Raw genomic sequence first — 26,834 nt, forward strand, 5'->3', positions numbered from 1 at the left:
GGTTCGGCATCAATCGATGCGGTGGGGGGGCGCACCCAGGACTGCCCGGGCATCGTCGCCAAAGCCCACACATTCGAGGATCTCCACCCGGACCTGCGGTGGAGGCGGTGAGAATCGATCGCTGGGCGGGTCGAGTCGTGATTCGGCCCGGATCCGCTCGGTGGCGTAGGCCAGCCCCAGCAGGGGGATGTGGGGATGGACCGCGGCCGACACCTCCTGGCTGGAGGCCTGGATCATCCGTCCCGTGGGGAGCTGGGCGACCTGCGTGTCGGCGGCGGCGAAGACCAGCTGACGGCACGCGAGTTCGTGGCCATCGATCACCCGGACCGTGGCCCCCTGCTCCTCGACCATGTCGGGAGCGAACTCGCCGCTGAACGAGGCGGTCACCAGCGGATCGCGCCGCCATTCGCCACGAGCGAGCTGGCGGACCTCGCCCTCGCGCCAGAGCGTGACCTCGTGCACGGCGTCCAGGAGCCCACCTTCACGAGCGGCGAACGACGGGTTCAACACCAGGCGCAGGCCCTCGCCAGGCAATGGTAGCAGTCGTCCGCCATCCACCTCGCCCAGGGGCAGCACCTCGAGGATCCAGCGTCCCTGATCGTCCTGGCCCAGGCACTGGATGCGCAGCAGGTCATCGGTGCGCCGGCCCGCCGCCATGGCCTGACGCCGGTAGTCGGCGCGCTGGCCGGCTACCAGGTTCAAGGGCAGCTCGGGCCGTTGCCAGAGCGTGAAGAAGTCGAGCGCCCGGGCTGGCCAGGCGGCGAGCACCAGGACCGCCGCCAAGAGAACGGCCGGCGGCCAGTGCCGCCGGCCGCCGGATCGGCCGTTCCGCCCCTGGAACTCAGTGAGCGATCTTTTCCCAGTACGTCGCATACTCGAACTCGGGATCCTCGTTGTGATCGAAGCAGGGCCGCTTCTGGTTGTCGTGGCAGACGGTGCACGATTCGCGCGCCACCTCGAGCATGTTCCCGTCACGCGCATGCTCGGTGCCGTAGCCGTGACAGGCCTCGCACTGCACGTTGCTCAGGCTGGTCCGGGTCTGCTCGTCGTAGCCGTTGTGATGACGGTAGCCCGTGGTGTGGCAGGCCAGGCACTCGGGCTCGAACTGCATGTTCTTGGCGCGCAGGACGACGAAGGACCGTGAATGCTGGGTCTGCCGCCACTGCTGGTAGATCTCGGTGTGGCAGGACTTGCAGTTGTTCTGGCCGAGGAACATCTCATCGGGCGAGCCGAGATCGCGCGGGTACTCCGCCCGCATGGCCACCCTCCGCTCCTCGATGTCCTTCTTGAAGGTCTCCACCGCCGCGAGCATGGTCGGGTCGTCGTCGACCTCCTCGTCGAGCGAAGTGATCGCCACCTGGACCGACATCACCCGGCCATCGCTGGGCGCGATGTAAAGATCCGCCCGGCCGATCACCCGTCCCTCGGGGACCGCCGAGAGCATGAGCACGTCGTCGACGATCCGTTCGCGGTTGAACGACTTGTAGGCATGGCCCAGCACGCAGATGTCCACGCCCTGCAGCTCGCCCAGCAGGGCCTGGGTCGGCCGATCGCTGAGGTGGCTCAGGAGGACCACCGTATCGCAGCGCTCGCGCAGGCGCGGGATCAGTTCGCGCAGCGTGGCCAGCGGGTCGGCCACCTCGTACTCGATGTCGCGGGCCGACATGCTGATGATCTTCTGCCCCGGATCCATGACGCTGCAGATACCGAAGCGCAGCCCCGCCTTCTCGACGATGAGATACTCGGGCAGCAGCAGTTCTCCGGTCTCGGCGTTGCGCACGTTGGCGCTAGTGAAGGGCAGATGGTGCTTCTCGATCTTCTCCTGCAGGTATTCCCAGCCGTAGTTGAGGTCCCGCTCGCCGAGGCCGATGGCGTCGTAGCCGAAGCCCTCGGTCTGCTCGATCAGGAAATCGGTCTGCAGCATGTCCCGCCGGTTGCGGTTGCCGAGCAGATCGCCCCCGTCGAGCACCAGCATGGTGGGACCCTCGTTCCAGACCTCGTTGAAAAAGGTGGCCCTCCGGGCCAACCCGCCGCGACGCTTGGTCTTTCACCCACAGGGTTCGATCTGGCCCTTGATATCGCTGGTGTAGACCACCGTGATCGGTGTCCAGGCCTCATCGCTGCCCTGGGCCAGGCTGGGGCGGGACGCGGTCAGCACGAACGCGGTGCCCAGCAGACACGCCAGGGCGAGAAGACCAGGCATGTTCCTGGCCACGAGCCGGCATTTCGACTGCATACTGAAACCTCTCGCAAACGACAAAGCCGCGCCACGAGGCGGCGGCGGAACGAGGCGACGATGTCCGGGGGCTTATACTCCCAGACCTGGTATTATATCCCGCTTTTTTCCGCCAATCAAGGACCCCCGGGATCCGCCAAGAAAGGGCCGGGGAGAAAAACCCCGGCCCCGGGACCGTCCACGCGAGAGCACGATCTACTTCTTCTTGGTATGCACGCGGTCCTTGAAGGCCTTGCCGGCCATGAAAGCCGGGTACTTGGCCGCGGCGATCTTGATGGTCTCGCCGGTCTGAGGGTTACGGCCCTGACGCGCCTTGCGGGCACGCCGCTCGAAGGTCCCGAATCCGGTCAGGGTGACCTTCTCTCCCTTGGCCACTTCCGCAGCGATGATGCCCGTCTTCTTCTTGTCGTCGCTCGTGGAAAACAACGCATTGAGGACATCGTTCGCCTGCCGCTTGGATAGATCAGTCTTCTTGAGCAGGGCTTCGATCAGTTCGCTCTTGTTCATGCACTCACCCCCTTTCTTGACCCCATTGGGCCGCATGCAGCCCCGTCGTGTCAACGAAAAAACCCCGCCAGGACAGGTTTTTCGCGTGTGGCGACCGTGCTACTGGAGGAGACCGCCGAGTCCGGAGGCCGAGCCGAGGAGATCCTCGCGACCCCTGGTGAGCTTGAGCTCGGGGATGGCCTTGAGGTAGAAGCGGAACCCGAACTCGCTGTTCGTCGTGGCCACGGTACGGGTGAACTCTAGGCGCCAGCAATGCAGGTCCCGCTGCAGCCGGTACTCCTGGCGCGTGGTGGTGCCAGTCTCGAGGTCGAACGATGCGGTGTAACGGAAGTTCCAGTCACGCGTGAGCTGGGTTGTGACGTTGAGGCTGGCGCGCGTGGTCAGCTGATCGCTGTCGGCATTGTGGTTGAGCGAGAAGGATCCCCCCAGATTCCAGGGGATGAAGCGGCCGCCGCCGGTGTCGTCGCGGGCGTCCTGCCGGCGCTGCTCGCCGCCCATGCCGAGCTCGCTGCCGCCGTAGAAACCCTGTTGCTCCTGGTCCATCTGGTAGAAGGGATCGTTGGCCGCGAGGCTGTCGGCGGCCGCGCCGAGGGTGTCGGCCACCGTGACCATCGGTCCCAGCATGTCGATGGCCTCGTTGCGCTGCTCCTCGCGTGAGATGCCCACGAAGCCGGTGTCGAAGCGGCCATTGAAGCCGAATCCGTAATTGAAGCGCGTGCTGAGCACCTTCCATTGATAGGGGTCGATGTTGTTGGACATCTTGAAGCTCAGGTTGCGGCTGCGGCCCGGTTTGAAGGTCAGGTTGCTGGCGATGTTGCCCCACTGCCTGGTGGCGTCGGGCTGGTAGTTGGTGGTCAGGCCCCAGTCGACCAGGCCGTCCAGCTTCTTGACCACGGTCGAATCACCCTGGTCGCGGCCCAGATACTTCACGTCGAAGCGGTTGCCCACGCGGAACGAGTAGCTGTGGCTGCGGTCCTGCTTGCTGCCGAGCTGGGGGCGGTACGAGGCGCTGGCCGACAGCTGCAGCGTGTGACGGATGGCCTGCAGCGGGCCCAGCTTCACCGGGAAGAGGCCGTAGAGCGTGGAAGTGACCCCGCCGTTCAGCGACAGGGTCGGCCGCGAGGCCTCGGTCACGTCGCTGATGTCCTCGCGATAGTAGACCGAATCGGAATCGGCGAAGGCGTAGTCGTAGCCGTCGAGCTCGGTGCGGCTCCAGGACCAGGCGCTGGAGGCGCCGAAGTTCACGTTGAGGATCCCGATCCGCGGCGGCCGCACCGTCAGGCCCCAGTTGCCGCTGGCGGCGTATTTCTTGGTCTGGGATTGCTCGGTCTCGCTCTGGGCGTTGGACATGCTGTAGCGCTGCGTGAAGTAGGTGTTGCGCCCCATGTCGCCCAGGAAGCTGCCCTTACGCCCCGGCCCGAGTTCGGGCCCCAACGTGATCTGCTTGAAGTTCAACGAGAGCGAAGGCAGGGTCATGTTGTAGATCTGGTTGTCGGTGGTGAAGTCGTCGTCGCGGGCGTTGGTGTACTCGGTCCGCTCGGCGTTGACGCTACCGCCGCCCCACTGCCAGTTGCGGCTGACGTAGACCTTGGAGTTGAGCTGGCCGTTGATGATGTCGCGGCCGGTGTTGCGGCTGAGGTCGTTGCGCGTCAGCTCGGTGCTCGCCATGTCGACGTTCGCGCGGAACTTGTAGTCGTCGAAGAGCGTGGGCTGGTCGTGGTTCCAGCGCAGCTGCCACTGCTTGAGGTCCTCGGTCTCGTCGAGGCTGCGCAGCGCGCTGTAGACGAAGCCGCCGGTGAACGCGTAGCGCTTGACGTAGCGGTTGGCCACGCGCCAGGCCAGCTCGCGGCGCTCGTTGTAGTCGATCTCGAAGGTAAAATCGGTGTAGTCGTTGGTGGCCCAGAAGTAGCCCAGGTCGCGGATGTAGCGGCCCTCGCGCTCGGACCAGCCGAAATTGAAGTTGGGAAAGAGGATGCCCGACCGGCGGCCCTCCTTGAGCGACTTGAAGAAGAACGGCAGCGCGAACACCGGCACGTTGCCCACCCTCATGACGAGGGGTGCGGCCACCACCTTGTCGCCCAGCCGCATCTTCATGCGGTTGCCCCAGAAGTGGTAATGGGGCTCCTTGGCGTCGCAGCTGGTCATGCGGCCCGAGCAGATCTTCAGGCTCCCGTCGGGATACCGTTGGATCCGGTCGCCCACGTAGTAGTAGCCGTCGAAGGTGGTCACGCCGTGGCGCACCGCGCCGGTCTTGTGGCCGAAATCGTAGCCCATCTGCTTGCCGACGATGGTCTCCGAGTCCTCGAGGATGGGGTCGCCGTCGGCGTAGAGCTCGCGGCTCTCGGTGTCCAGGATGATGTCGTGGGCTCCGAGCGTCATGGTGCCGTATTTGATCATCGACTCGCGCGAGATGGCGATGGTCTTGTCCGCCAGATCGAAGAGTACCGAGTGCCCCGAATAGGTGACCTTCTCGGCATGAGGCGTGAATTCGAGGGTATCGGGGACGGCAGCCAGGTCTCCGGCCGCGCCGGCGGTCAACGAGTCGACGGCCGCCCGGGCGGCCGTGAGCGCGGCCTGCTCGCCGGCCAGCGAGTCGGCGATCACCGTGGCCAGGCTGTCGAGCACGTCGAACTGCCCCGCCGCCACCAGGCTGTCGGCCACCGCGCGCAGGCTGTCCACGGTGGCCGAATCGGGCCGCACCAGCTCACCGCGCATGGCGGCCAGCTTGGCGAAGCTGTAGGTGCCGGACATGCGCCCCCGCACCTCGACCTCGCGCACCTTCTGCTCCTGGAAGCGCAGGACCATGGTGTCGCCCTGCACCTCGTTGAACGCCACCTCGTCCTCGCCGTCGAGCGGCACGTAGATGCTGTGGGCCTGCCCCACCACGTCGGTGCGCCGGATCTCCCCGTCGCGGAAGTGGACCGTGATGCTGTCGCCCTCGATGATGTCGAGCGCGGGCAGGCCGCGGTAGAGCGCAGCCAGGCTGTCGGGCTCGGTGTCCTCCATGCGCGCCGACCCCACCAGGATCACCCGGTAGAGCGCCCCGTCGCGGTAGAAGAACTCGATCTCGTCGCCGTACATGCGGCTGCGATCGCCCTGTTCGAGGCGCGGCTGGCCCAGCAGGTGCATGCGGTCCTTGCCGTAGCTGATGGCGGTGTCGGCGAACGCCCGCAGATGGCCCTGGGCGATGCGCACCGAATCGGTCATCACCACCCGTTCCTCGGCGCGGTAGAAGCGCATGTTCCGGGCGAGGCTATGGACCGGCTCACCGCCCTCCTCACGCGTCACCAGCACCGGCTCGCGGTCCACCTCGGCCCAGGTGCCGTCGGCGGCGAACAGCCCGTGGCGGCCGGTGACCAGGCTGCCGCCGTCGGGGTCCATGATCCGCACCTGCCCGTAGGCCTCGCCGAAGGGCAGCCGGCGGTCGCGCAGCAGCGTGTCGGCGCGCACGATGTACTCGGGAGCGATGAGCACCGCGTCCTCGAAGAGCCGCATGAGCTGCAGGTCGTCGCGGATCTCGCCCAGGTTCGAGGTGGCCAGGGTCTGGTCCTCGACCACGCGCACGTGGCCGCGCAGGTCGGCCTCCCCCACCTCGCGGCGGTACTCGGCCCAGTCGCAGGCCACCCGGGTCTCGTTGTGCCGCATGCGGACGTTGTCGAAGAGCCGGGCCAGGTTGCGCTCGCGGAAGACATGGGCCGAATCGGCGCGCACCACCACGGTGTCGCGGTCGAGATAGAAGTTGCCGTAGTAGAAGGTGATCGCCTCGCCGTCGATGATGCGGTAGATCGTGCGCTCGGCGGTGACCAGCGAGGCCTGGCGCTGGGGACGCGACACCTGCCACTGCAGGCGGGCCTGGCCGGTGGTGTCGCGGGGAGCCACCGGCGGTGGCAGATCGTCGGGCGGCGGTTCCTCCTGGCCGGGGCGCGCCGAGGGCTGGCTGGCCGGCAGGGCCACCACCGTCAGCAGCAACAGGACGGCAAGCCACGCCAGGCCCACCGACCGGCGGCCGGGGCGGCACCGCCTCGGCGGGGTCAAGAACCGGCTCCCGCTTCCGCAGCCAGGGCTGCGACACCCATGGCGGCAGCGAAGGGGCCCAGCTCGGCGGCGACCACGGGAGTGGCCCGCCCGGCCTCGCTCATGACGTGACGGGCCACCATGTCACGGCAAGGAGCCAGGAAGAGGTCGCCGGCCTGGGCCACGCCGCCGCCGATGATCACGCGGTCGGGTGCCAGGATGTTGATCAGGCTCGCGGTGGCCTGCCCCAGCCGGCGGCCGGCGGCGGCGAAGAACATGAGCGCCGTGGGATCCTGGCGCACGGCCAGCTCGTGACAGTCGCGAGTCGTCAGGTCGGTGCCCCTGGCCGCGACCAGGGTTCGCCAGTCGGCGCTTGCCGTGGGATCTTGCGCCAGTTCGCGAGCCCGGCGCACCAGGCCGACGCTCCCGCAATAAGCCTCGAGGCAGCCCCGGTTGCCGCAGGTGCAGAGCGCCCCGTCCAGTTCCAGGGTCATGTGACCGATCTCGCCGGCACCATCGGCGAAACCGGTGACCAGCGTCCCGTCCACCAGCACGCCACCGCCCACCCCCGTCCCCAGGGCGATCATGACCAGGTGGCGGCAGCCACACCCCGAGCCATGCCGGTACTCGCCAAAGAGGGCGGCGTTGACGTCGTTGGCCACGACCGTGGGCAGGGCGCCGAAGGCCTCGCGCAGCGCGCCGCGCAGGTCGCTGTCCTGCCAGCCGAGCAGGTTGGGCGAGCGGCCGAGGAAGCCGGTCCCCTTGGCGACGATGCCGGCGCAGGCCAGCCCTACCCCGTGCAGCCGGATATGGTCGGGCAGCCCGCCAGCGACGGTCGCGGCCAGGCGGGCGATGGTGCCGACCGGATCGTCGGGGTCGGTGGGGATGTCCCCACGGCGCCGCTGATGGCCGGCAGCGTCGAGCACCACGTACTTGACGAGGGTGCCGCCGACGTCGGCTCCGACCACGAGGTTCTCGGTCACGGGATGCTCCTCGGACGGGGCATTCAGGATTGTTCGAGGTCGGCCGCCGGACGCGGCCGGCGCGTCTCTTCGATATCCCGGATGCCCAGGCGATGCAGGGTCTCGGCCACCATGAAGCACGAGCCGGTCACCAGCACCGTGTCCTCGGGGCGCAGCCGGGGTTTCCAATATGCCAGGGCCGCGGCGACCGTGTCCATGATGGAATGATCGGGATCGTCCGGCAGTTCCAGGAACTCTCGCAACGCCCGCAGCTCGTCGCGGTCGCGCGACCGGGGCAACGACACCGGCGCGAAGGTCACCGCGTCGCACCGGCGCAGCAACGGGCCCAGCTGCGCGTCCACCGACTTGTCGCGCATGCCGCCGAAGCAGACGATGCGGCGACCGGAGACCGGCCGTGCGAGAAACGCCTGCAACGTCGCCAGGAGGGCCTCCGGATTGTGGGCGGTGTCCACGATCCAGTCGGGTCCGGTCAGGATCTGCTGGAAGCGGCCGGGCAGGAAGAGGTCGGCGAGGGGCGTGGCGCAGTCGGCGGGCAGGGGCAGGACCCCGCTTTTCTCCAGCTCGTGGAGGCAGAGTAGGGCCAGGCCCATGTTGCGGCGCAGGGCGGGCGTGGCCCCCGCCGGCAGGCCGTCGAAGACCCGGTCGCGCAGGACCAGACGCCAGTCATGGGTGCCGCTCTCGAAGCGCGCGAGCTCGTCGAGGAAATACGCCGGGCTGCCGACCTGGACCGCGGCCGAGAAGGCACGCGCGTTCAGGTCCCCGGCCACCGCGCAGAAGAACGGGGTCTGCGGCTTGAGCAGCCCCAGCTTCTCGGCGAGGATCTCCTCTCGGGTCTCGCCGAGGATATGCTGGTGGTCCAGCGCGACGGTGGTCAGCAGGGTGGCCACCGCGGGCAGGGCGTTGGTGGCGTCGAGCCGGCCCCCGAGGCCGGTCTCGGCACAGAGCACATCCACCCGTTCCTCGCGGGCGATCTGCACCGCCGCGGCGGTGAGGGTCTCGAACCAGCTCGACTCGTGCCTGTCCACTGCAGGCCGCAGCGCATCGACCGTGGTCGCGAAACGCGCCGGCTCCACGGGGCGGTCGTCGATGGTCAAGCGCTCGTACACCCGCAGCAGATGGGGACTGGTGTAGGTGGCCACCTTGAGGCCCGCGGCCTGGAGCAGGCGCGCCAGGATGCGCGTGGTGCTGCCCTTGCCGTTGGTGCCGGCGGTGACCAGGGTGGTGAGCTGGCGCTCGGGATGGCCGAGATCGCGCAGCAGCCCCTCGATCCGCACCAGACCCGGGCGGATGCCCCGGCGATTGAGGCTGAAGAGCCAGGCGGTGGCGGCATCCTCGGCCACGAAGGGCGGTTCCAGGTCGGGACCGATGCCGGGCTCGCCGGGGTGGACGACGGGATCGGGGTCTTTTCTGCTCACGGAGCGCTCCTTGCGGCGAGTTCGCCGCGATGACGGACGACCGGCTCTAAGAGGCGCTCAATGTCGCTCTGGATGCGGGAGGAGACAAGGAAACTTGGGCCTAGCCGCGCACCGGGCCCGGCACCGAGACATCGCGACCATCGCAGCACCAGCGCAAGGCGTTGGCCAGCACATCCTTGAGCTCGCGCCGTTGCACGACCTGGTCGAGCTGCCCCTTCTCCAGCAGGAATTCGGCCGACTGGAATCCCTCGGGGAGGTCGCCGCCGATGGTCTGCTTGATCACCCGCGGACCAGCGAAGCCGATCATGGCTCCGGGTTCCCCCAGGTTCAGATCGCCGAGCATGGCGAAGCTGGCGGTGACGCCGCCGTAGGTGGGGTGCACGCAGAGGCTGATGTAGGGGATCCCCTCCTCGCGCAGGCGGGCCAGCACGGCCGAGGTCTTGGCCATCTGCATGAGCGACAGGAGCGACTCCTGCATGCGCGCTCCGCCCGACCGGGAGATGATGATGGCGGCCCGGCGCTGGCTCAGGGAATCCAGGAGCAGGCGGGCGATCTTCTCGCCCATGGCCGAGCCGAGGCTGCCGCCCATGAAGGCGAAGTCGATGATGCCCAGGTTCACCGGCAGCCCGGCCAGACGACCAGTGCCGGTGAGGATCGCCGCCTCGCGGCCGGTCTGCTTGCGCGCCGCCTTGAGACGGTCGGGGTACTTCTTGCTGTCCCTGAAGACCAGGGGGTCGGTGCTGGTGACGCTGGCGAACTTCTCCTCCCACGTGTCGCCGTCGAGCAGCAGGTCGATGTAGCGCGCTGCGGGCAGCGGCAGGTGATAGCCACAGGCGCCGCAGACGTTCCAGCTCCTATCCAGCTCGCGCTTGTAGAGGACCTCGCTGCACCCAGGACATTTCTGCCAGAGGTTGTCCGGCACGTCCTTCTGCTTGGTCAAGGCCCGGATTCCCCGGGCGGCACGATTCAACCAGGACAAGAGCGATCTCCTCGGATCGGGTCGACGGCCGGCCAGCCGGCCTTCGTCCAGCATCTGCGACAATGTCACCCAGATGGGCGGAGGTGACAAGGGGTGGTCAGGACTCGTCCAGTTCCAGGGTCAGGATCAGGGCGTCCTCGCCGGTGTCGGCATAGTAGCCCGGACGGACCCCCTCGGTCACGAATCCATGGTTCCGGTAGAGCGCCAGGGCCGCGGTGTTCCCGGGCCGGACCTCGAGGGTGACGCGGACCAGGCCGCAGCGCCGGGCCTCGGCCAGGGCGGCCTCGAGCAGGGCCGTACCGAGCCCCTGGCCGCGCCGGGCCGGATCCACGGCCACGTTCAGGATGTGCAGCTCGTCGGGTGTGCGCCACGCCATGAGGAACCCGGCCACCTCGCCGGAGACCTCCGCCACCAGCGGAAAGCGCAACGGCGAGGGCACCAGTTCCTGCAGCAGGGTCGCGGGTAGCCAGGGGTCGTCGAAGCTGGCGCGCTCGATCCGCTGGATCGCCCACAGGTCGGCCGGCGCTCCCGACCGGATCACCGGCTCCGTGCGGTTCATGGCGCGACCCCGTCGTCCTCGTTGCCCGTGTGGATATCCACCTTGCGGCTGGGCGTGCGCGGCGTGGCGTCGAGGCGGCGCTTGATCTCGGCATCGCTGCCGCGCAGGTACCATGGGACCAGGGCGAAGGGCGAGATCACCGCCTCGCGGCGGAGACTCTCCGCGGCCAGCGCCAGCGCCAGTGTCCGCGCCGTGGCCGGATGCGCCGCGCACCACGACCGCGGCGCCGGCAGACCTCGCGCCGCCAGTTCGGGACGCAGGTCGGCGCCCTGGCCGGTGACCAGGACCACGCCGTCGCCGCCGTAGGCCGGCGCTTCCACATCGTCGATGGTCGCCAGCAGCCGGGACCAGAAGGCGTCGGGCGCGAGGCAGGCCGGCGCGGCCAGCTCCTCGACCCAGCCGTCCCGGCGTCGGTAGACCGCGGCGAAGACCTCGCCGCGCCGGGCGTCGAGGACCGGCACCGCCAGATCGCGGTCGGGATGTTCGACCAGGAGGTCGGCGGCCATGGCGGCCAGGGTGGAGACCGCCGCCAGCTCGGCGCCCAGGGCCCAGGCCAGGGTCTTGGCGGTGGCCACGCCGATGCGCACGCCGGTGAAGCTGCCCGGCCCGGCGGTCACGCCCACGAGGCCGACCTCGTCGAGGCGACGGCCGGTGACCTCGAGCAGCGCGTCGACCACCGGCAGCAGGGCGTCGGCGTAGCTGCCCATGACGTTGTGCGGCTGGTAGCCGAGCAGCTCGCCGTCCTCGGCCACCGCGAAGCGGCCGTGAGGTGTGGCGGTGTCGATGGCCAGGGTCAGCATGCCGGATTGGCCTCCGGGAAGAGCGGTTCATAGGCGGCGGGCAGCTCGGGCACGCCGCGCGCGTACCAGAGACGCTGGTCGGGGGCCGCGCCCGGCAGCGCAAGCAGTTCGATGCGCTCCGGCAACAACGGCACCAGCAGATTGGGCCACTCGGCAACCAGGAGCGTCGTGTGCGCCGCCAGCTCGTCGAGGATGTCCAGGACCCCGATGTCGCCCAGATCGTCGGTGGGCTCGATACGGTAGAAGTCGAGGTGGTCCAGGGTCGTCCGGCCAGGATAGCGGTTCACCAGGGTGAACGTGGGGCTGATGACGTCCTCGGTCACCCCCAGCGCCTGGCCCAGGCCCTGCACCAGGCAGGTCTTGCCCGCGCCCAGGGAGCCGTGCAGGAGGATGGCCTGGCCCGGAACGGCCACGCTGGCCAGGGCCGCGCCGAGGGCCCGGGTCTCGTCGGGGCCCGTGGTGCGACAGAGGCGAGGGAAGCCCGCGCGATCGGGAACGGTCAGCGGATCCATGGCTGCTCCTGGCCTGCCACGCTAGCGCGGACGCATCACCGCGAAGGGGCAGATCATCTCCTCGAGGCTGATGCCGCCGTGCTGGAAGCTGTCGCGGTAGAGCCGCTCGTACTCGTGGTAGTTGGTCGGGTAGACCAGGTAGTAGTTCTCGGTGGTGATGGCGTACGTCTCGATGGCACTGTTGCTCGGCAGCTTGAAATCGGTGGGGTTCTTGATCAGCATGACCCGTTTCTCGTCCACCGTGAGGTTGTCGCCGAACTTGTAGCGCACGTTGCTGCTGGCCTCGCGGTTGCCCCGGATCTTGGTGGCCCGCCGGCTGAACATGGACCCGTGGTCGGTGGTCACCACCACCGTGGTGCCGCGCCGCGAGGCCGCCTTGAGCAGCTCGAAGAGGCTGCTGTGCTCGAACCAGGTCCGCATGAGGGTGCGGAAGGCGGCCTCGTCGGGGGCCAGCTCCTTGAGGATCGAGTTCTGGCTGCGACCGTGGGCCATGATGTCGAGGAAATTGTAGACCCCGGCGATCAGCCGGACGTCGCCCAGCGACGAGAAATCGCGCCGCAACGAGTCGGTGTCGCGGGCATCGGAGATCTTGAAGTAGCGCCAGCTGTTGGCCGCGGGGCTCTGCAGGCGCTTGAGCTGGGCCTCCAGCAGCTTGTCCTCGAAGGCGTTGCGGCTCGAGGTGTCGCGGTTGCCGTCGTGCCAGAGCGTGGGATAGTTCTGAGCGATGTCCAGCGGGTAGAGCCCGGCGAAGAGCGCGTTGCGCGCGTAGGGCGTGGCCGAGGGCAGGATGGACCAGTACTGCTTGCGCTCGAGATGGAAATAGGGCTCGACCAGCGGTTCGACCATGCGCCACTGGTCGAGGCGCATGCAGTCGATGATCACCCAGAGAACCTGGTCGGCCTGCTGGACCTCGGGCTCGACCAGCTCGCGGTAGACGTCGGCGCTCAGGAGCGGGGCATCGGGGGCGCCTTGGATCCAGTCGCGGTAGCGCTCGCGCACGTACTTGCCGAGCGCCAGGTTGGCCGCGGACATCTGCTCGTCCTGCGTGGCCAGCAGGCCGTGATCGCTGTAGCGGAAGAGGTCGAGTCCCCAGGTCACCAGGTCGTTGTAGATGCGCTCCCAGTCGGCGGGGCTCTGCGCCCCGGCGATGCGGTCGCCCACGGCCTGGAAGTGCGAGAGGTAGTCGCGGGTGACCTGCTGCTCGGTGATCTTGTGCGCCTCGACCTGTTTCTTCAGCGCGGCCTGGATCTGCAGCGGCGAGACCGGCTTGACCAGGTAGTCGTCGATGCGGCGGCCGATGGCCTTGGTCATCAGGTCCTCGGCCTCGCTCTTGGTGATCATGATCACCGGCAGGTGCTCGTGGCTCTTGCGGATCTCCTCCAGGGTCTCGAGCCCGCCCATCCCCGGCATCATCTCGTCCAAAAGCACCGCGTCGAAGGTCTGCTCGGCGAGCAGCGCCAGCCCGTCGCGGCCGTTGGTCGCACCAGCCACCTCGTAGCCCTTCTGGGCGAGGAAGAGGATGTGCGACTTCAGATCGTCGATGTTGTCATCGATCCAGAGGACCCGGTAACCCACGCTATTGTCCCTTCCCCGGCAGCGCGATGGCGAAGACCGTGCCCTGGGGCCCGGAGCTCTCCACGCGGATGCGCCCGCCGTGGTACTGCGTCACGATTCGCTTGACCAGGGCCAGCCCCATCCCCCAGCCGCGGGACTTGGTGCTGAAACCCGGTTCGAAGATCTTGGTCCGGTGCGAGGGCTTGATCCCGCGACCGGTGTCGGCCACCCGCAGCACAACCCCGCCCTCGGCACGGTCGGCCAGGCGGATGGTCACGGTGCCCTTGCCGTCCTCGAGCGCGTCGATGCCGTTCTTGATCAGGTTCTCGAGGACCCACTCCAGGAGGTTGCGGTTGAAGGCCACCGGGTTGCTGAGCGCTCCCTCGGATCGCAGCTCCACCCGACCGCCGAGGTGGGGCAGCCTTCTCTGGAAGTAGGTAATCGTTTCCTCCACCACCGCCACCAGGTCGTGATCGCCCAGCCTGGGCTGGGACCCGATCTGGCTGAAGCGGGCCGAGACCTTGTTGAGACGCTCGATGTCCTTCTCGAGTTCCGGCAGCGTGGGGTCGTCCTCCGGCAACTCCTCCTGCAGCAGCGCCAGCCAGCCCATGATCGAGGTCAGCGGGGTGCCCATCTGGTGCGCCGTCTCCTTGGCCATGCCCGCGAAGAGCAGGTTCTGATCGTTCTCCTTCTTGACCTGCAGGCCCCAGAGGATGGCCAGGAAGAAGAGGACCATGATGGCCAGTTCGAGGTAGGGCATGGTCTTGATCTGCTGGCTCAATGCCGACTGCCCGTAGTGCAGGGTGCCCAGGCGTTGGTTCTGGGCGTCGAAGATGGCGTAGGGCTGGGCCTCGGCATCCATGGCCGCGGCCAGGGCCAGGGCCTTGCTCACGCGCGGATCGCTGGGCGCCATGGGATCCTGATTCATGAGGAGCTCGAAGTCGTCGACCTCCTCGATGCCGACCACGTCGCTGTTCCAGTAGATGGCGCGGCCGGCGTTGTCGGTGATGATCAGCGGGATCTTGATCTCGTTGATGATGGCGATGACCCGCTCGGCCTCGCCGGGATCCTCGGAGAGCATGAGGCGGCTGGTCATGCCGCTGAACAGCTCGGTGATCAGGCGCGTCTGGGCCTCCACGTCGCGGGTGATGCGCAGCGTGTAGCTGGTGATGCCGACCACGATCAGCACGCTGCCAAGGAGCAGGTAGAGCGTGAACAGCTGCCGCCTCTTGAGGCCGAACAATCCGCGGGGCAAGGGATCCATGGACTCTCCCGGGCCGCCGGCCTGGCCGGTCAGCCGATCAGTTCCTGACCGCCGAGGTACGGCCGCAGCACCTCGGGCACCACGAGCTTGCCCGCGGCGGTCTGGTAATTCTCCATGATCGCCACCAGGACCCGGGGCAAGGCCAGGCCAGACCCGTTGAGCGTGTGGACGTAGCCCTTGCCCGAGGCGCCCTTCCAGCGGATGCCGGCGCGCCGGGCCTGGAAATCGCCGAAGCAGCTGCAGCTCGAGACCTCGAGCCACTGCGCGACCCCGGGGGACCAGACCTCGAGGTCGTAGCAACGCGCGGCCGCGAAGCTGAGGTCGCCGGTGGCCAGCAGCGCCACGCGGTAGGGCAGATCGAGGAGTTGCAGGAGGCGCTCGGCGTCGCCGGTGAGTCCCTCGAGCGCCTCGCGGGAGCGCTCGGGGTGGACGAACTGGACCATCTCCACCTTGTGGAACTGATGCATGCGCAGCAGGCCGCGCGTGTCCTTGCCCGCGGCGCCGGCCTCGCGGCGGAAGCACGGCGAGAAGGCGCAGTAGCGCACCGGCAGCTGCTCCTCCTCGAGGGTGCTCTCGCGGTGGATGTTGGTGACCGAGACCTCGGCGGTGGGGATGAGGTAGAGATCGTCGTCGGCGCAGCGGTACATGTCCTCGGCGAGCTTGGGCAGCTGTCCGGTGCCGGTCATGGCCTTCGGACCAACCATGTAGGGGACCGCCACCTCGGTGTAGCCGTGCTGGCGATGCGTATCCAGGAACCAGGCCACGAGCGCGCGCTCGAGCCGGGCGAGGTCGCCGAAGAGGAGGGAGAAGCCGCTGCCGGACATGCGGGCGGGCGCCTCGGAATCGAGGAGGCCGAGCTCGGCGCCCAGGTCCCAGTGCGGCGCCGGGGTGAAGTCGAAGCGGCGGGGCTCGCCCCAGGTGCGGACGATGGCGTTGTCTTCTTCGCCTCCCACGGGCACGTCGCTGTCGGGGATATTGGGGATCCTCAGGTAGAGCGCCGCCACCGCCTCGTCGAGTTCGGCCGCACGGGCCTTGAGCGTCTTGAGCTTGCCCGCCACCTCGCGCATGTCGGCGATGGCCGCGCTGGTATCCTCGCCCGCCTTCTTGGCCTCGCTGATGGCCTTGTTGGCCCGGTTGACCTCGGCCTGGAGTTCCTCGGCCTCCTGCAGCGCCGCCCGGCGCTCGGCATCCATGTCGTAATAGGCGGCAATATCCACTGCCTCGCGTTTGGCGGACACCGCCTGGGTCACCAGGTCGCGGTTTTCCCGCAGGAACTTGCGATCGAGCACCGGAGATACCTTCCTTCTGGTTGCCGACGGACCGCGCCGACGCTTGCAAACCCCCGTCACGGCTGCTAGAACGGTATAACCAACGCGTCAGGGGCGGGCAAGGCAAATCGCCCGACACCCCATGCACCCTCCGGAGGACCAGCGATGGACCGTGTTTCCCTGCTGGCCGCCCTGCGCGGCCTGCCCGCCGCCGACCGGGTGATCACCGCCCTGGACGTCCCCACCGCCGAGGAAGCCGTGGCCCTCGCCGGCCGACTCGGCGACCAGGCCCGCTTCGTCAAGGTCGGTCTCGAGCTCTTCAGCGCCGCCGGTCCCACCGCCGTTCAGCTCCTGCAGGGCCGCGGCAAGCGGATCTTCCTCGACCTCAAATACAACGACATCCCCAACACCGTGGCCGGCGCCGCCCGGGTCGCCGCCCGCCTGGGCGTCTCGCTGGTGACCATGCACGCCGGGTGCGGCCGGGCCGCCATGGCCGCCGCCGCCGAGGCCCTGGCCCAGGCCACGCCCGGACCCGACGGGCTGCGGCCCGCGCTCCTGGCCGTGACCGTGCTGACCAGCCTGAGCGCCGACGACCTCGCCGAGACCTCCGGCGGTTCCGATGCGGTGGCCGACCGCGTCACCCGCCTGGCCCGGCTGGCCTGGGACAGCGGCTGCGACGGTCTGGTCTGCTCGGCCGCCGACCTGCCGACCCTGCGCGCCGCCCTGGGCCCCGAACCCCTGGCCGTCACCCCGGGGATCCGTCCCGCCGGCGGCGACGTCCAGGACCAGAAGCGCGTGGCCACCCCCGCGGGCGCCTTCCGCGATGGCGCCGATTTCCTGGTGGTGGGCCGACCCATCACCCGTGCCGACGATCCCGCCCGAGCCCACGCCGCCATCGCGGCCGAGCTGGAGGTCTGATCCGTGAAGCAAGCCGATGTCCTCGATCTGATGTCCGAGCTGGGAGCCCTCCACCAGGGCCACTTCCTGCTGAGCAGTGGCCTGCACAGCGACACCTACTTCCAGTGTGCCCGCCTGCTCCAGTTCCCCGACCTGGCCCGCGAGCTGGGCGCCGCCATCGCCGAGTTCTTCGCCGACGAGACCTACGACGTGGTGGTCAGCCCCGCCCTCGGCGGCGTCCTGATCGGCCACGAGGTGGCGCGCGCCCTGGGCCGCCGCTTCGTCTTCACCGAGCGCAAGGACGGCGTCATGAGCCTGCGCCGCGGGTTCTTCCTGGAGAAGGGCGAGAAGGTGCTGGTGGTCGAGGATGTCGTCACACGCGGCACCTCGGTGCGCGAGGTCGCCCGGGTGGTGGAGGAGAACGGCGGCGTGGTGACCGGTCTCGGCGCCATCATCGACCGCACCAGCGACAGCTCCGAGCTGCCCCTGCCGCTGCAGGCGCTGGCCCGGGTGGAAGTCGCCACGCACGACCCCGCCAGCTGCCCGCTCTGCCGCGACGGCGTGCCCCTGGTCAAGCCCGGGAGCCGGGGTAACTAGGTGCGCACCACCGCCGGCATCCTCCTGGCGGCCTTGATCTTCATGGCGTGCTGGCTGGCGGTGCATCCCCGATTGCCGCAACTGCCCAACGGCGACGTCTACACGAGCCTCGGCGTGGCGCGGCATCTCGCGCGCGGCGACGGGTTGCTCAACGACACCGTCTACCCGCTGTTCACCGCCTACCCGTGGGGCCGGACCGTGCCGCAGCCGCTCGTGCATCGCCCGCCCGGTCTGGCGGTGCTGCTGCTGCCCGCCTACTGGCTGGCCGGCGGTAATCCGGTCCGTGCCGAGGACCTGGTCCGCCCCACCATGGCGGTCGGACTGTTCGTGCTCGCCTGGCTCGGTCTCTGGGGCCTCCGCCGGCAGGGCCGGCCCGAAGCGGGCGTGGCGTGGTTGCTGCTCCTGCTGGTCAACCCGCTGCTCGGCCTGGCGGTGTGCTGGGGCTGGGGTGAGATCCCCTGCGCCGTGCTCCTCTTGGCGCTCTGGTTCTCCCTGCGCTGGCGCGGCCCCGCCGACCTGAGCCTGCCCCAGGCGGCGGGCTTCGCCGCCCTATCCGGGCTGCTCGCCCTGGTGCGCAGCGACCTGCTCTGGGTACCGGTGCTCTGGTGGCTGGCCGCCGGACTCTGCGACCGCCGCCGCCGCTGGGCCGCCCTGGTGCGCCGGACGCTGGTCTGCGCGGTGGTGGGCATGGCCATCCTGGCGCCCTGGTGGCTGCACGTGGCCCACCACACCGGCAAGCTGTTCGGCAACCCCCTCACCGACGCGGTCCAGATCGACCTCTCCGAGCAGTGGTGGGACTACCCGCACCTGCGCAGCCGCGAGCCGGTCCCCCTCGGCGAAAACCTCCGCCAGCACGCCGGGCCGGCGGTGCACAAGATCGCCTCGGGCATCCGCCACTACATCCATACCCTTGGCATCTGGCTGCCCTGGCTGTTCTGGCTCGTCTGTCTGCCGCTCTGGATCCACCGCACCTGGCGCCGCCGCCGGCGAGGCCATCCGCTGCTGCGCGCCGCCGGTCCCGCCGGGCTGCTGGCCTTGACGCTCCCGCTCCTGGTGGTGCAGTACGCCTTCTTCTCCCCGGAAACGCGTCACATGCTGCCCCTGCTGCCGCTGATCGCCTGGGTCGGGGTCCAGCTGGCCACGGAGGCGCTGCGGCCATGGCTCACTCGCCGCTGGTTCCGGGGCGCGTTCCTGGCCGCTGGCACCGGTCTGATCCTCTGGCTCACCCCGCCGCTCCTGGGTGGCGAGGGCGGCAACGTGCAGACCGCCTGGGAGCTGCAGGCGAAGGTGGCGCAGGTCACCGCCACCGCCGCCGCCCTGCCGCCCGGACCGGTGTTCAGCGACAACGCCGCGGTGCCCTGGCGCATCGACCGGCCTTGCGTGTGGAGCCCCTTCGACGCCCGGGTCGAGGCCGAGATCCGCGTGGCGGTGCCCGCCATGGCCAGCGCACCCTGGGTGCGTATCCTGCCGGCTCAGTAACCCGCCGCCTGGCCGTCCTTGCGCGACTCGCTGGCGCCGATGAACACGCCCTGCTGCGCATCGTACATCACGGCCTGGTAGCCGCCGTAGCCGCCGACGGTGGTGCCGAGGCGATGGCCGCGATCGCTCAGCGCCCGCACCGCCTCCCAGGCGAATCCCGTCTCCAGGTAGACCACCCCGCCGTCGGTCATGACCTCGCCCGTGGGCTGGCTGCTGCCGCGATGCACCACCCGGGGTGCGTCACCCGCTTCCTGCAGGTTCAGACCGAAGTCCACCAGGTTCATGACCACCCAGGCGTGAGCCTGGGGCTGGGTGGCCCCGCCCATGACGCCGAAGGCGCACCAGGGCCGGCCGTCGCGGGTCAGGAACGCCGGGATGATGGTGTGGAAGGGGCGCTTGCCCGGGGCGTAGGAGTTGGCGCGGCCCGCGGCGAGGTCGAAGAGTTCGCCGCGGTCCTGCAGGCCGAAACCGAGCTGCGGCGGACAGAGCCCGCAGCCCATGCCGCGGTAGTTGCTCTGGATCAGGCTGACCATCAGGCCCGACTCGTCGGCCGCCGCCAGGTAGACCGTGTCGCCCTCTTCCAGCGCGGGGTTGCCGGGATCCACCACGCGCGCCGCGCGGTCGGGCTCGATCCTCGCGCGCTGCGCGGCGGCGTACTCCTTGCTGATGAGGCCGGCCACCGGAGCGGCGGCGAAATCGGGGTCGGCGTAGAACCGGGCGCGGTCGGCGAAGGCCAGCTTCTTGGCCTCGACGAACCAGTGCAGGTGGTCCGTGCTGCCGAAGCCCGCGCCCGCGAGGTCGAACCCTTCGAGCACGTTGAGGATCTGCAGCGCCGCGATGCCCTGGCCGTTGGGCGGCAGCTCCCAGACCTCGACTCCACGGTAGGTCGTGGACACCGGCTCGACCCACTCGCTGCGGTGGGCGGCCAGATCCTCGCGGTCGAGATAACCTCCCACCTCGGCCATGAAATCGGCGATGACCCCGGCGATGCGGCCCTCGTAGAAGGCGTCGCGGCCGCCGGCGGCGATCTCCTCGAGGGTGTCGGCCAGCCAGGGGTTGCGGAAGACCTCGCCCTTGCGCGGCGCCCGTCCCGCGGGCAGGAAGGTCTCGGCGAAGCCGGGCTGGTCGCGGCGGCCGGCGGCGTTGAGCTCCCAGTAGTGGGCGATCAGCTCGGTCACCGGAAATCCCTCGCGGGCGTAGCGGATGGCCGGAGCCAGGACCGCGGCCATGGGCAGGCGGCCCAGTTCCTCGTGCAGCGTGAACCAGCCGTCGACACAGCCGGGAACGGTCACCGGCAACGGCCCGTAGGCCGGCATGCTGGTGAGTCCGCGGGCCTGCAGTTCGGCCAGCTCGAGCGATCGCGGCGAGCGGCCGCTGCCGTTGAGGCCGCGCAGCCGCTGCGTGGCGGGGTCCCAGACGATGGCGAACAGATCCCCGCCGAGGCCGCAGCCGGTGGGCTCGGTGAGGGCGAGCACCGCGTTGGCGGCGATGGTCGCGTCCACGGCGTTGCCGCCCTGGCGCAGGATCTCCAGCCCGGCCTGGGTGGCCAGCGGCTGGCTGGTGGCCACCATGGCATGGCGCGCGAGCACCTCGCTCCGGGTGGCGAACTCCTTGCCGGTGATGCGATCCATGGCCACTCCTCGGCAGGTGGTGAACAGGAACAGGACGGCGAGCAGGCGCAGGACGGTTCGGTGCAGCATGACGACCTCCGGTCGGGGCTTCAGAACTGACGTTCGAGACGGGCCTGCAGCCAGTCCTCGCGATCCTCGGCGACGTCTTCACCCACCCAGCCGACCCCCATGGTCCAGGCGCCGCCACCAGCGAGTCCCCGCCAGCTCAGACCCAGTTCGTGACGCCGAGCGGTGGGGGGTCGGGATCCCTGCAGATCCCAGGTCACCGTCCGGGCGCGTAGCGTGAATTCGCTGGCGCCGGAGGCGGTACGCAGGCGGACGACGGCGGTCCAGGCCTCGGCGCCGCCGCCGAGAGGGTGGCCGAGGACCACGCCTTCGTGGCTGTAACCTTCACTGAAACCGCTGTTGGAGTACCAGAGCACCTTGGGATGCTGGGTCAGGAGATACTCCACGGTCAGGTCCCAGCGATGGTCCACCAGCTCGACCCCGGCCAGCGACGCCGGGGCGCTGATCTGGGGCACGGTGCCGACCACGCTGCCCGGGCGGAAATCCTCCCCGCCATACTCCCAGTAGAGGCGGCCCGCGGCGCCGGGCAGCAGCGGCCAGGGCGCGTTGCGGAAGCGGGCTTCCATGCCCAGGGTGAAGATCCGATCGGTGACCGGACCGTAGTCCATCTCGGACCAGGTCGCGTTCAGGAGCGGGGCGTTGATCTGGATAAGGTCGGGCCACAGCGTCTGCCCCTGGCGCGCGTTGGCCATCACCGCATGGGTCACGGTGGTCCGCCACCAGGACGTGTGATTCCAGGTGAGCAGCCACTGGAAGAACCAGGGCTCGCCGGGAATTCGCTGCGGACCCCAGGGATCCTGGTAGCGGATGGTCTGCGGCGAAGTGCGGCCGACCCGGATCAGCAGGTGTTCGGGATCCAGCGGGGACATGAGTCCCGACCACTGGAAGGGGGCGGTCCGGCGCAGCACCAGTTGCGGCAGGCTCTCGGCGTGGCTGCTCACGGTCAGCCCGCCCTCCAGGCCCGGCCCCACGGCCACGGGGAAGATGCCGGCGGCCAGCGCCCAGTTGCCCAGACCGGCGCCGGCCACGGCCCGGGGCACCGCCACGCGCCAGGCCTCGTCGCGCCGGGCCCTGGCCTCGGCGGGCCGGTTGGTGGCCACGGGCCAGCCGGGATAAAAAAACGCCTCGGGCACCTCGCGACCGTCGGCGTGCAGCGAGCCGCTCAGACGCGACGTCACCGCCCCCCAGAACCGACCGCTCCAGACCTCGAGGTCCGGCTCCACCGCCAGCATCAGGCCGCGCCCCCCGAATCCGGCCTCGCCGGTCACCAGGCCGCCCGGCCCCAGCTCGTGGAGTCCCATGCGTCCCCCCAGACGCAGGTGGACCTGCGGCGTGCGGCACTCGCAGGAATCCCAGCGATAGCCGGCCGCGGCCAGCCCGTGGCGATGCAGCAGCCAGGCGGCTCGTCGGCGCTCCCCGGGCATCAGCAGCCCCGGACCGCCACGCTCGCGGCTGCGCCGGATCACACCCGTGATCTCGCCGTTGGTCACCGGTCGGTATGGCGGCACGAACTCGCCGCCCAGCAAGGCCAAGCGGCGCAAGGTATGCCAGTCGGTGGGGCGCAGGTCGGATTCGACGTGCCGGGCGGCCTGCTGGCCGGTCTCCAGGGCGCCCAGGATCCGGTAGTAGTCGTCCGCGGCCGGGCTGGCGCCGGCCTCCGCGCAGCAGAGCGCTGCCAGGACCAGCAGCAGGCTCAGTGCAGGATGGCGCAGGCCAGGCCGCCGAGGATCCAGATCGGGGCCAGGATCACGACCAACAGGACCGGCACCACGGCGCCGAACATCAGGCCGCCCAGGAGCAGGAGCGGCAGGAAGAGCACCAGACCGAGCAGTCCCTTGGTGAGCAGGAAGACCAGCTTCACCGGCAGGAGCACCAGGCTGAAGACCAGCTTGAGCAGACCGAGCAGCAGGCTGCCGGCGAAGATCAACACGGCCAGGGCCACGATAGCTTCCACGAACATGGGGATTCCTCCTGTTGCCTTCAGCGACCGATCCAGGCGCGGCGCTGCCATCCTGTACGCAAAGATCCGGGGCGAGTTGCAATGCCAGCGGGGCCGCGCCACCAACTACCCGGCGACGGTCACCAATATTCTTGTGATATTTTATTGCCAAAAATGGTTCCATTGGGGATTCTTTTTTGTGCTATAATCACAATGGCTGCTTCATTGGAGACATTCCGGATCGCCATGGAACGCGCGCATTTCCTCATTGATCCGGGCGGACCGTGAAGCAGCCCCTCTTCTGGCAGCAGATACTGAGGCGGGCGGCGCTCCGGGAGCACCGCCCGCCCGCTGCATGGAGCTCTGGCCAGTCTACTTCTGGAACAGAGCCTGGTCCACCTTCAGGTTCGCCTCGAAGGTGGTGACCTCGATGTCGGCGAAGTCCTCGTCGTCGTGGGTGATCTTCAGGCCGCTGGGCATCTTGAACCCGTCACGCTCCTGGTAACCCTTGATGTAGGCCTTCTGGGTCACCGGGCTGCCCGTCATGGGGTTGGTGCCGGGGCTCTGGATCATGACCAGGAGGTTGGTCTCGGCGTCGAGGAACATCACGGTGGCCTCGTCGTCGAAGCGCACCACCACCGGGTTGCACATGGTCCCCTCCACCTCCATGGGCGCCAGCGCCTGGAACTCGAGGGTCTCGATGTTGCGCAGGATGCCCAGGGTATCCTGCTGGATCTGTTCCTTGGCGGCCTTCACCTCGTCGGCCGACATGTCCTTCTCCTGGCCCATGCCGCTGGCCCAGCCCGCGTCGCCGGCCACCACCTGCACCTGCTCGCCGAACGGCAGCTTGGTCACCACGCGCATGTGGTCGGGCAGCTGGACGGTCTGGTCGATGGAGATGTCCATGGCGCCCATGGGGGTCTGGACGGTCATGGTCATCACCTCGTGCCAGCTCGACAGCTTGTCGTACTTCGCGCCGCCGGTCTCGCCACGCAGGGCGAGCACGAGCGCCTTGCCCTGGGCCAGGCTCTCGGGCGTGGCCGCGGGGATCTCGAGCTTTGGCGTGGCCGCGGGGATAGTGATGTCGATGGTGTTGACCGGGCCGAACTTGCTCAGGTCGCCGTCGAACTCCTCGGGCGTGCCCACCACCAGGATGCTCAGATCCTCCGGGTGCCAGAGGCGCTGGCAGGCGGCCTGCACGTCGGCCGGCGTCAGGGTCATCACCGCGTCCTGGTACTTCTGCAGGAAGTCCGGCTGGTAGCCGTACATCTCGAAGAGGACCATGCGGTCGAGGATCTCGCGCTTGGTGTCGTAGTTGAACACCTCGCTGTTGAGGATCATGTCCTTGGCCAGCTGGAGCTCCTCGTCGGTGACGGGCTCGGCGATCATCTTCTCGATCTCGGCCAGGATGCCCTCGGCCGAGGCCTCCACGGTCTCGTTCTTGGTCATGATGTAGGCCAGGAACGAGCCGGGGAACCGCCAGCCGGTGCCCGACGACGAACCCACCGAGTAGGCCCAGCCGCGGTTCGAGCGGAGCTCCTTGAACAGGCGGCTGCTGAAGCCGCCGCCGAGGATCTCGGCGCCCACGCGGATGGCGGCGTAGTCGGGGTTGTCGTTGCGGATGCCCTTGTGGCCCAGCAGCACGGTGGCCTGGGTCAGGCCCTCCTTGGGCGCCACGTTGACCGTGCGCGGCAGCGAGGGGATCTCCGGATCGGCGGGCAGCGGCACCGAGGCCTGCTCCCAGTCGGCGAAGGCCTGCTCGATGCGGCCGGTCAGGTCCTGGGCGTCGAAATCGCCGATCACCACCAGGTACATGCGGTCGGGATGGAAGTAGGTGGCGTGGAACGCCTGCATGTCCGCCTGGGTCACGGCGGCGATGGTGTCGTATTCGGGATGGCGCGCCAGCGGATGATCGGGGCCGTAGAAGACCTTGGGCGCCTCGCGCATGGCGATCTGCATGGGCTCGTCGTTGCGCCGGCTGATGCCGGCCTTCTGCTGCTGCTTGGCCAGGTCGATCTTGTCCTCGGCGAACTGTGGGCGCATCAGGATGTCGGCCAGCAATTCCAGGCCCAGGTCCAGATCCTCGCTCAGACAGCTGAGGTAGGCGCCGCCGGTGCTCTGGCCGACCCAGGTCTCCACCTGCAGGCCGCGGGCCTCCACCAGCGCGTCGATGTCGTCGCCGGTGCGGTCGCCGGCGCCGCCGGTACGCAGGACGCTGCCGGTCATGCTGGCCAGGCCCAGCTTATCGGCGGGGTCGTAGATCGAGCCGGCCCGGATCTGGGCCGACAGCTCGATCATGGGCAGGTAGTGGTCCTCGGCCAGGTAGAGGACCATGCCGTTGGGCAGTTCGACCCGCTCGTAGGCGGGCATCTCGAACGCATTCAGCTCGGGGATCTTGATCTTCTCCCAGGGTTCCTTGGCAGCGGCGCCTGCAGCGAGCAGGACCACGGTCAGCACCGCGAGGAGGACCAGGGCATTGCGCGTCGTCTTCATCACACGTCCTTTCAAAGCGCGCTCGCGGCGGCTAGGCATCCTTGTTCTCGCTCATGGCGACGGTCCGGTTGGTCTCGACGAAGATCTCGGAGGCCACGCGCTGGATGTCCTCCAGGGTGACGGCTTCCATCTTCTCGACCTCGCGGAAGATGTTGCGCCAGTCACCGGTCATGGCCTGGGTCATGGCCAGCTGGCCGGCCAGACCGTTGTTGCCCTCGAGGCCGCGCAGGAAGTCGGCGCGGGCGCGCTGCTTGACCCCGGCCAGCTCTTCCTCGGTGACGCCGCCCTCGACCAGACGGTCGATCTCGGCGAGCACGATCCCCTCGAGCTCCTGAGCGGTGACGTCCTTGGCGGGGATGCCCATGACGGCCAGGAGCGTGCGGTAGCGGATGCCGGGATAGCCGGCGAAGCTGGCGCACTGCACGGCCTTCTTCTGCTTCTTAACGGCCTCGGTGTAGAGGCGGCTGGTGCGGCCCTGGCCGAGGATGTCGGCGATGGCCTGGTAGACCGGCCAGTCGGGATGGTTGACGCCCTCGATCTTGTAGCCCATCAACAGGAGCGGCTGCGCGTCCTGCTTGAGCACCAGGCGCTTCTCGCCGAGCTGGTCCGGCTCGAAGGTCTCCATCTCCACGGGGGTGCCCCCGGGCACGTCCTTGAAGTACTTCTCGGCGTATTTGCGCACGTCGTCCACGTTGACGTCGCCCACCACGGCCACGGTGATGTTGGGCCCGATGTAGTGGGTGTCGTAGTACTGGCGGGCATCCTGGCGGCTCATGTTGTTGAGGTCGGACATGTAGCCGATGGTGGAGTGGTGGTAGCCGTTGGCGTCGAAGGCCAGGTTCTGGAACTGCTCCATGAAGAGCTTGCCCATGGGGCTGTTGTCCACCCGCATACGGCGTTCCTCGGTGACCGGGCCGTCCTTCTCGGTGTAGTACTCGCGCAGCACGAGGTCGGCCATGCGGTTGCCCTCGAGGTAGGCCCACAGCTCGAGGCGGTTGCTGGGCATGCTGTAGAAGTACTGGGTGAAGTCGGTCCACGTGGAGGCGTTCATGCCCACGCCGCCGTTCTTCTCGACGATCTCGCCGTACTGGTTGCTCTTGACGAACTCGCGGGCGGCGTCCTTGGCCGCCTCGAACGCGGCCTCGAGTTCGGCCAGCTTCTCGGCATCGGCGCTGACACCCTTGTTGCGCTCGGCCTTGAGCGCCTGGAAGGCCGCGTCCTCGGCCGCCATGGCCTTGCGCTCCTTCTTGATGTCCTCGGTCCCGATCTCGCTGGTGCCCTTGAAGGCCATGTGCTCGAGCAGGTGCGAGATCCCCGTGATGCCGCGGACCTCGTGGGCGCTACCGACGCGCACCACGGTCCGGAACGAGAAGACCGGCACCGAGTGGTCCTCGAGGACCAGGAAGCGCATGCCGTTGTCGAGGGTGAATTCGTGGATCTGGCTCTCCAGATCGAGGTAGGTCTGCGCCGGAGCCGTCACGGCGCCCAGCAGCAGGATCGCGACCGTCACGGTCGCCAGTCGGGTGGATTTGAACATGGGCTTCGAGCCTCCGAGTCTGCCTCTCGTACCGACGAGAGAACCGAGATGGCGTCCCCTGTGGACCCCATCGGCGGTGGCGGATATTCCGGATCGATACGCTA

General features: G+C 68.8%; 22 protein-coding genes. 3 read left to right on the top strand and 19 right to left on the bottom strand.

Annotated elements, in window-relative coordinates; translation table 11 throughout:
* Window positions 1-9: 9 nt before the first annotated feature.
* From IFSED24_RS10400 to serS, 14 genes are all read right to left on the bottom strand, one after another.
* Complete coding sequence (locus tag IFSED24_RS10400) at window positions 10-873, bottom strand: hypothetical protein (RefSeq protein WP_491331397.1); 864 nt, start codon at window positions 871-873, stop codon at window positions 10-12.
* Complete coding sequence (locus IFSED24_RS10405) at window positions 842-1,975, bottom strand: multiheme c-type cytochrome (protein ID WP_491331398.1); 1,134 nt, start codon at window positions 1,973-1,975, stop codon at window positions 842-844. The genes IFSED24_RS10400 and IFSED24_RS10405 overlap by 32 nt, the downstream gene beginning before the upstream one ends.
* A gap of 72 nt (window positions 1,976-2,047) precedes the next feature.
* Window positions 2,048-2,236, bottom strand: coding sequence for a hypothetical protein (locus IFSED24_RS10410; protein WP_491331399.1), 189 nt, complete (start codon window positions 2,234-2,236; stop codon window positions 2,048-2,050).
* A gap of 195 nt (window positions 2,237-2,431) precedes the next feature.
* Window positions 2,432-2,743 (bottom strand): HU family DNA-binding protein, encoded by a 312-nt coding sequence (locus IFSED24_RS10415; protein ID WP_491331400.1) that lies wholly within the window; start codon window positions 2,741-2,743, stop codon window positions 2,432-2,434.
* Between the two features lie 99 nt (window positions 2,744-2,842).
* Window positions 2,843-6,778: a putative LPS assembly protein LptD gene (locus IFSED24_RS10420; RefSeq protein ID WP_491331401.1), complete on the bottom strand. Its 3,936-nt coding sequence runs from the start codon at window positions 6,776-6,778 to the stop codon at window positions 2,843-2,845.
* Window positions 6,775-7,740, bottom strand: coding sequence for an ROK family protein (locus tag IFSED24_RS10425; protein ID WP_491331402.1), 966 nt, complete (start codon window positions 7,738-7,740; stop codon window positions 6,775-6,777). Before IFSED24_RS10425 ends, IFSED24_RS10420 begins: the two co-directional genes overlap by 4 nt.
* Before the next feature lie 23 nt (window positions 7,741-7,763).
* Window positions 7,764-9,155, bottom strand: a complete 1,392-nt coding sequence (locus tag IFSED24_RS10430; protein ID WP_491331403.1) for a bifunctional folylpolyglutamate synthase/dihydrofolate synthase — start codon at window positions 9,153-9,155, stop codon at window positions 7,764-7,766.
* 100 nt (window positions 9,156-9,255) lie between these two features.
* Complete coding sequence (gene accD, locus IFSED24_RS10435) at window positions 9,256-10,134, bottom strand: acetyl-CoA carboxylase, carboxyltransferase subunit beta (RefSeq protein ID WP_491331404.1); 879 nt, start codon at window positions 10,132-10,134, stop codon at window positions 9,256-9,258.
* A 97-nt stretch (window positions 10,135-10,231) separates the two neighbouring features.
* Window positions 10,232-10,693, bottom strand: a complete 462-nt coding sequence (gene rimI, locus IFSED24_RS10440) for a ribosomal protein S18-alanine N-acetyltransferase (protein ID WP_491331405.1) — start codon at window positions 10,691-10,693, stop codon at window positions 10,232-10,234.
* The gene (gene tsaB / locus IFSED24_RS10445) at window positions 10,690-11,493 is read right to left on the bottom strand and encodes a tRNA (adenosine(37)-N6)-threonylcarbamoyltransferase complex dimerization subunit type 1 TsaB (protein ID WP_491331406.1); all 804 of its coding nucleotides are present in this window, start codon (window positions 11,491-11,493) and stop codon (window positions 10,690-10,692) included. The genes rimI and tsaB overlap by 4 nt, the downstream gene beginning before the upstream one ends.
* Entirely contained in the window at window positions 11,487-12,005 is a 519-nt protein-coding gene (gene tsaE, locus IFSED24_RS10450; protein ID WP_491331407.1) for a tRNA (adenosine(37)-N6)-threonylcarbamoyltransferase complex ATPase subunit type 1 TsaE, read from the bottom strand. The genes tsaB and tsaE overlap by 7 nt, the downstream gene beginning before the upstream one ends.
* Before the next feature lie 21 nt (window positions 12,006-12,026).
* Window positions 12,027-13,580, bottom strand: a complete 1,554-nt coding sequence (gene porX / locus IFSED24_RS10455) for a T9SS response regulator signal transducer PorX (protein WP_491331408.1) — start codon at window positions 13,578-13,580, stop codon at window positions 12,027-12,029.
* A 1-nt stretch (window position 13,581) separates the two neighbouring features.
* Entirely contained in the window at window positions 13,582-14,823 is a 1,242-nt protein-coding gene (locus IFSED24_RS10460) for a sensor histidine kinase (protein WP_491331409.1), read from the bottom strand.
* A 29-nt stretch (window positions 14,824-14,852) separates the two neighbouring features.
* Window positions 14,853-16,112, bottom strand: a complete 1,260-nt coding sequence (gene serS / locus IFSED24_RS10465; protein ID WP_491331410.1) for a serine--tRNA ligase — start codon at window positions 16,110-16,112, stop codon at window positions 14,853-14,855.
* Between the two features lie 144 nt (window positions 16,113-16,256).
* On the opposite strand from serS, the gene pyrF reads away from it, so the two are divergent.
* Genes pyrF through IFSED24_RS10480 form a run of 3 tightly spaced genes read left to right on the top strand, consistent with a single transcriptional unit; the run spans window position 16,257 to window position 19,064 of the window.
* Window positions 16,257-17,009, top strand: a complete 753-nt coding sequence (gene pyrF / locus IFSED24_RS10470; protein ID WP_491331411.1) for an orotidine-5'-phosphate decarboxylase — start codon at window positions 16,257-16,259, stop codon at window positions 17,007-17,009.
* Between the two features lie 3 nt (window positions 17,010-17,012).
* A complete protein-coding gene (gene pyrE, locus IFSED24_RS10475; RefSeq protein ID WP_491331412.1) occupies window positions 17,013-17,585 on the top strand; it encodes an orotate phosphoribosyltransferase in 573 nt (190 codons plus the stop codon).
* Window positions 17,586-19,064, top strand: coding sequence for a hypothetical protein (locus tag IFSED24_RS10480; RefSeq protein ID WP_491331413.1), 1,479 nt, complete (start codon window positions 17,586-17,588; stop codon window positions 19,062-19,064). It begins immediately after the preceding gene.
* On the opposite strand, the gene IFSED24_RS10485 is transcribed toward IFSED24_RS10480, so the two are convergent.
* The 5 genes from IFSED24_RS10485 to IFSED24_RS10505 all read right to left on the bottom strand — a co-directional run bounded on the left by IFSED24_RS10485 (window position 19,058) and on the right by IFSED24_RS10505 (window position 26,730).
* Window positions 19,058-20,764 (bottom strand): gamma-glutamyltransferase family protein, encoded by a 1,707-nt coding sequence (locus IFSED24_RS10485; RefSeq protein WP_491331414.1) that lies wholly within the window; start codon window positions 20,762-20,764, stop codon window positions 19,058-19,060. The genes IFSED24_RS10480 and IFSED24_RS10485 overlap by 7 nt on opposite strands.
* A 20-nt stretch (window positions 20,765-20,784) precedes the next feature.
* On the bottom strand, window positions 20,785-22,302 hold the full coding sequence (locus IFSED24_RS10490; protein ID WP_491331415.1) for a capsule assembly Wzi family protein: 1,518 nt from the start codon (window positions 22,300-22,302) through the stop codon (window positions 20,785-20,787).
* A gap of 152 nt (window positions 22,303-22,454) precedes the next feature.
* Window positions 22,455-22,721 carry a hypothetical protein gene (locus IFSED24_RS10495; RefSeq protein ID WP_491331416.1) on the bottom strand — a complete coding sequence of 89 codons (267 nt, stop codon included), beginning with the start codon at window positions 22,719-22,721 and terminating at the stop codon, window positions 22,455-22,457.
* Between the two features lie 351 nt (window positions 22,722-23,072).
* Window positions 23,073-25,193 carry a M16 family metallopeptidase gene (locus IFSED24_RS10500; protein WP_491331417.1) on the bottom strand — a complete coding sequence of 707 codons (2,121 nt, stop codon included), beginning with the start codon at window positions 25,191-25,193 and terminating at the stop codon, window positions 23,073-23,075.
* 31 nt (window positions 25,194-25,224) lie between these two features.
* Window positions 25,225-26,730: a M16 family metallopeptidase gene (locus IFSED24_RS10505; RefSeq protein WP_491331418.1), complete on the bottom strand. Its 1,506-nt coding sequence runs from the start codon at window positions 26,728-26,730 to the stop codon at window positions 25,225-25,227.
* Window positions 26,731-26,834 lie beyond the last annotated feature (104 nt).

The organism is Candidatus Latescibacter sp. IFSED24 (assembly GCF_058273205.1).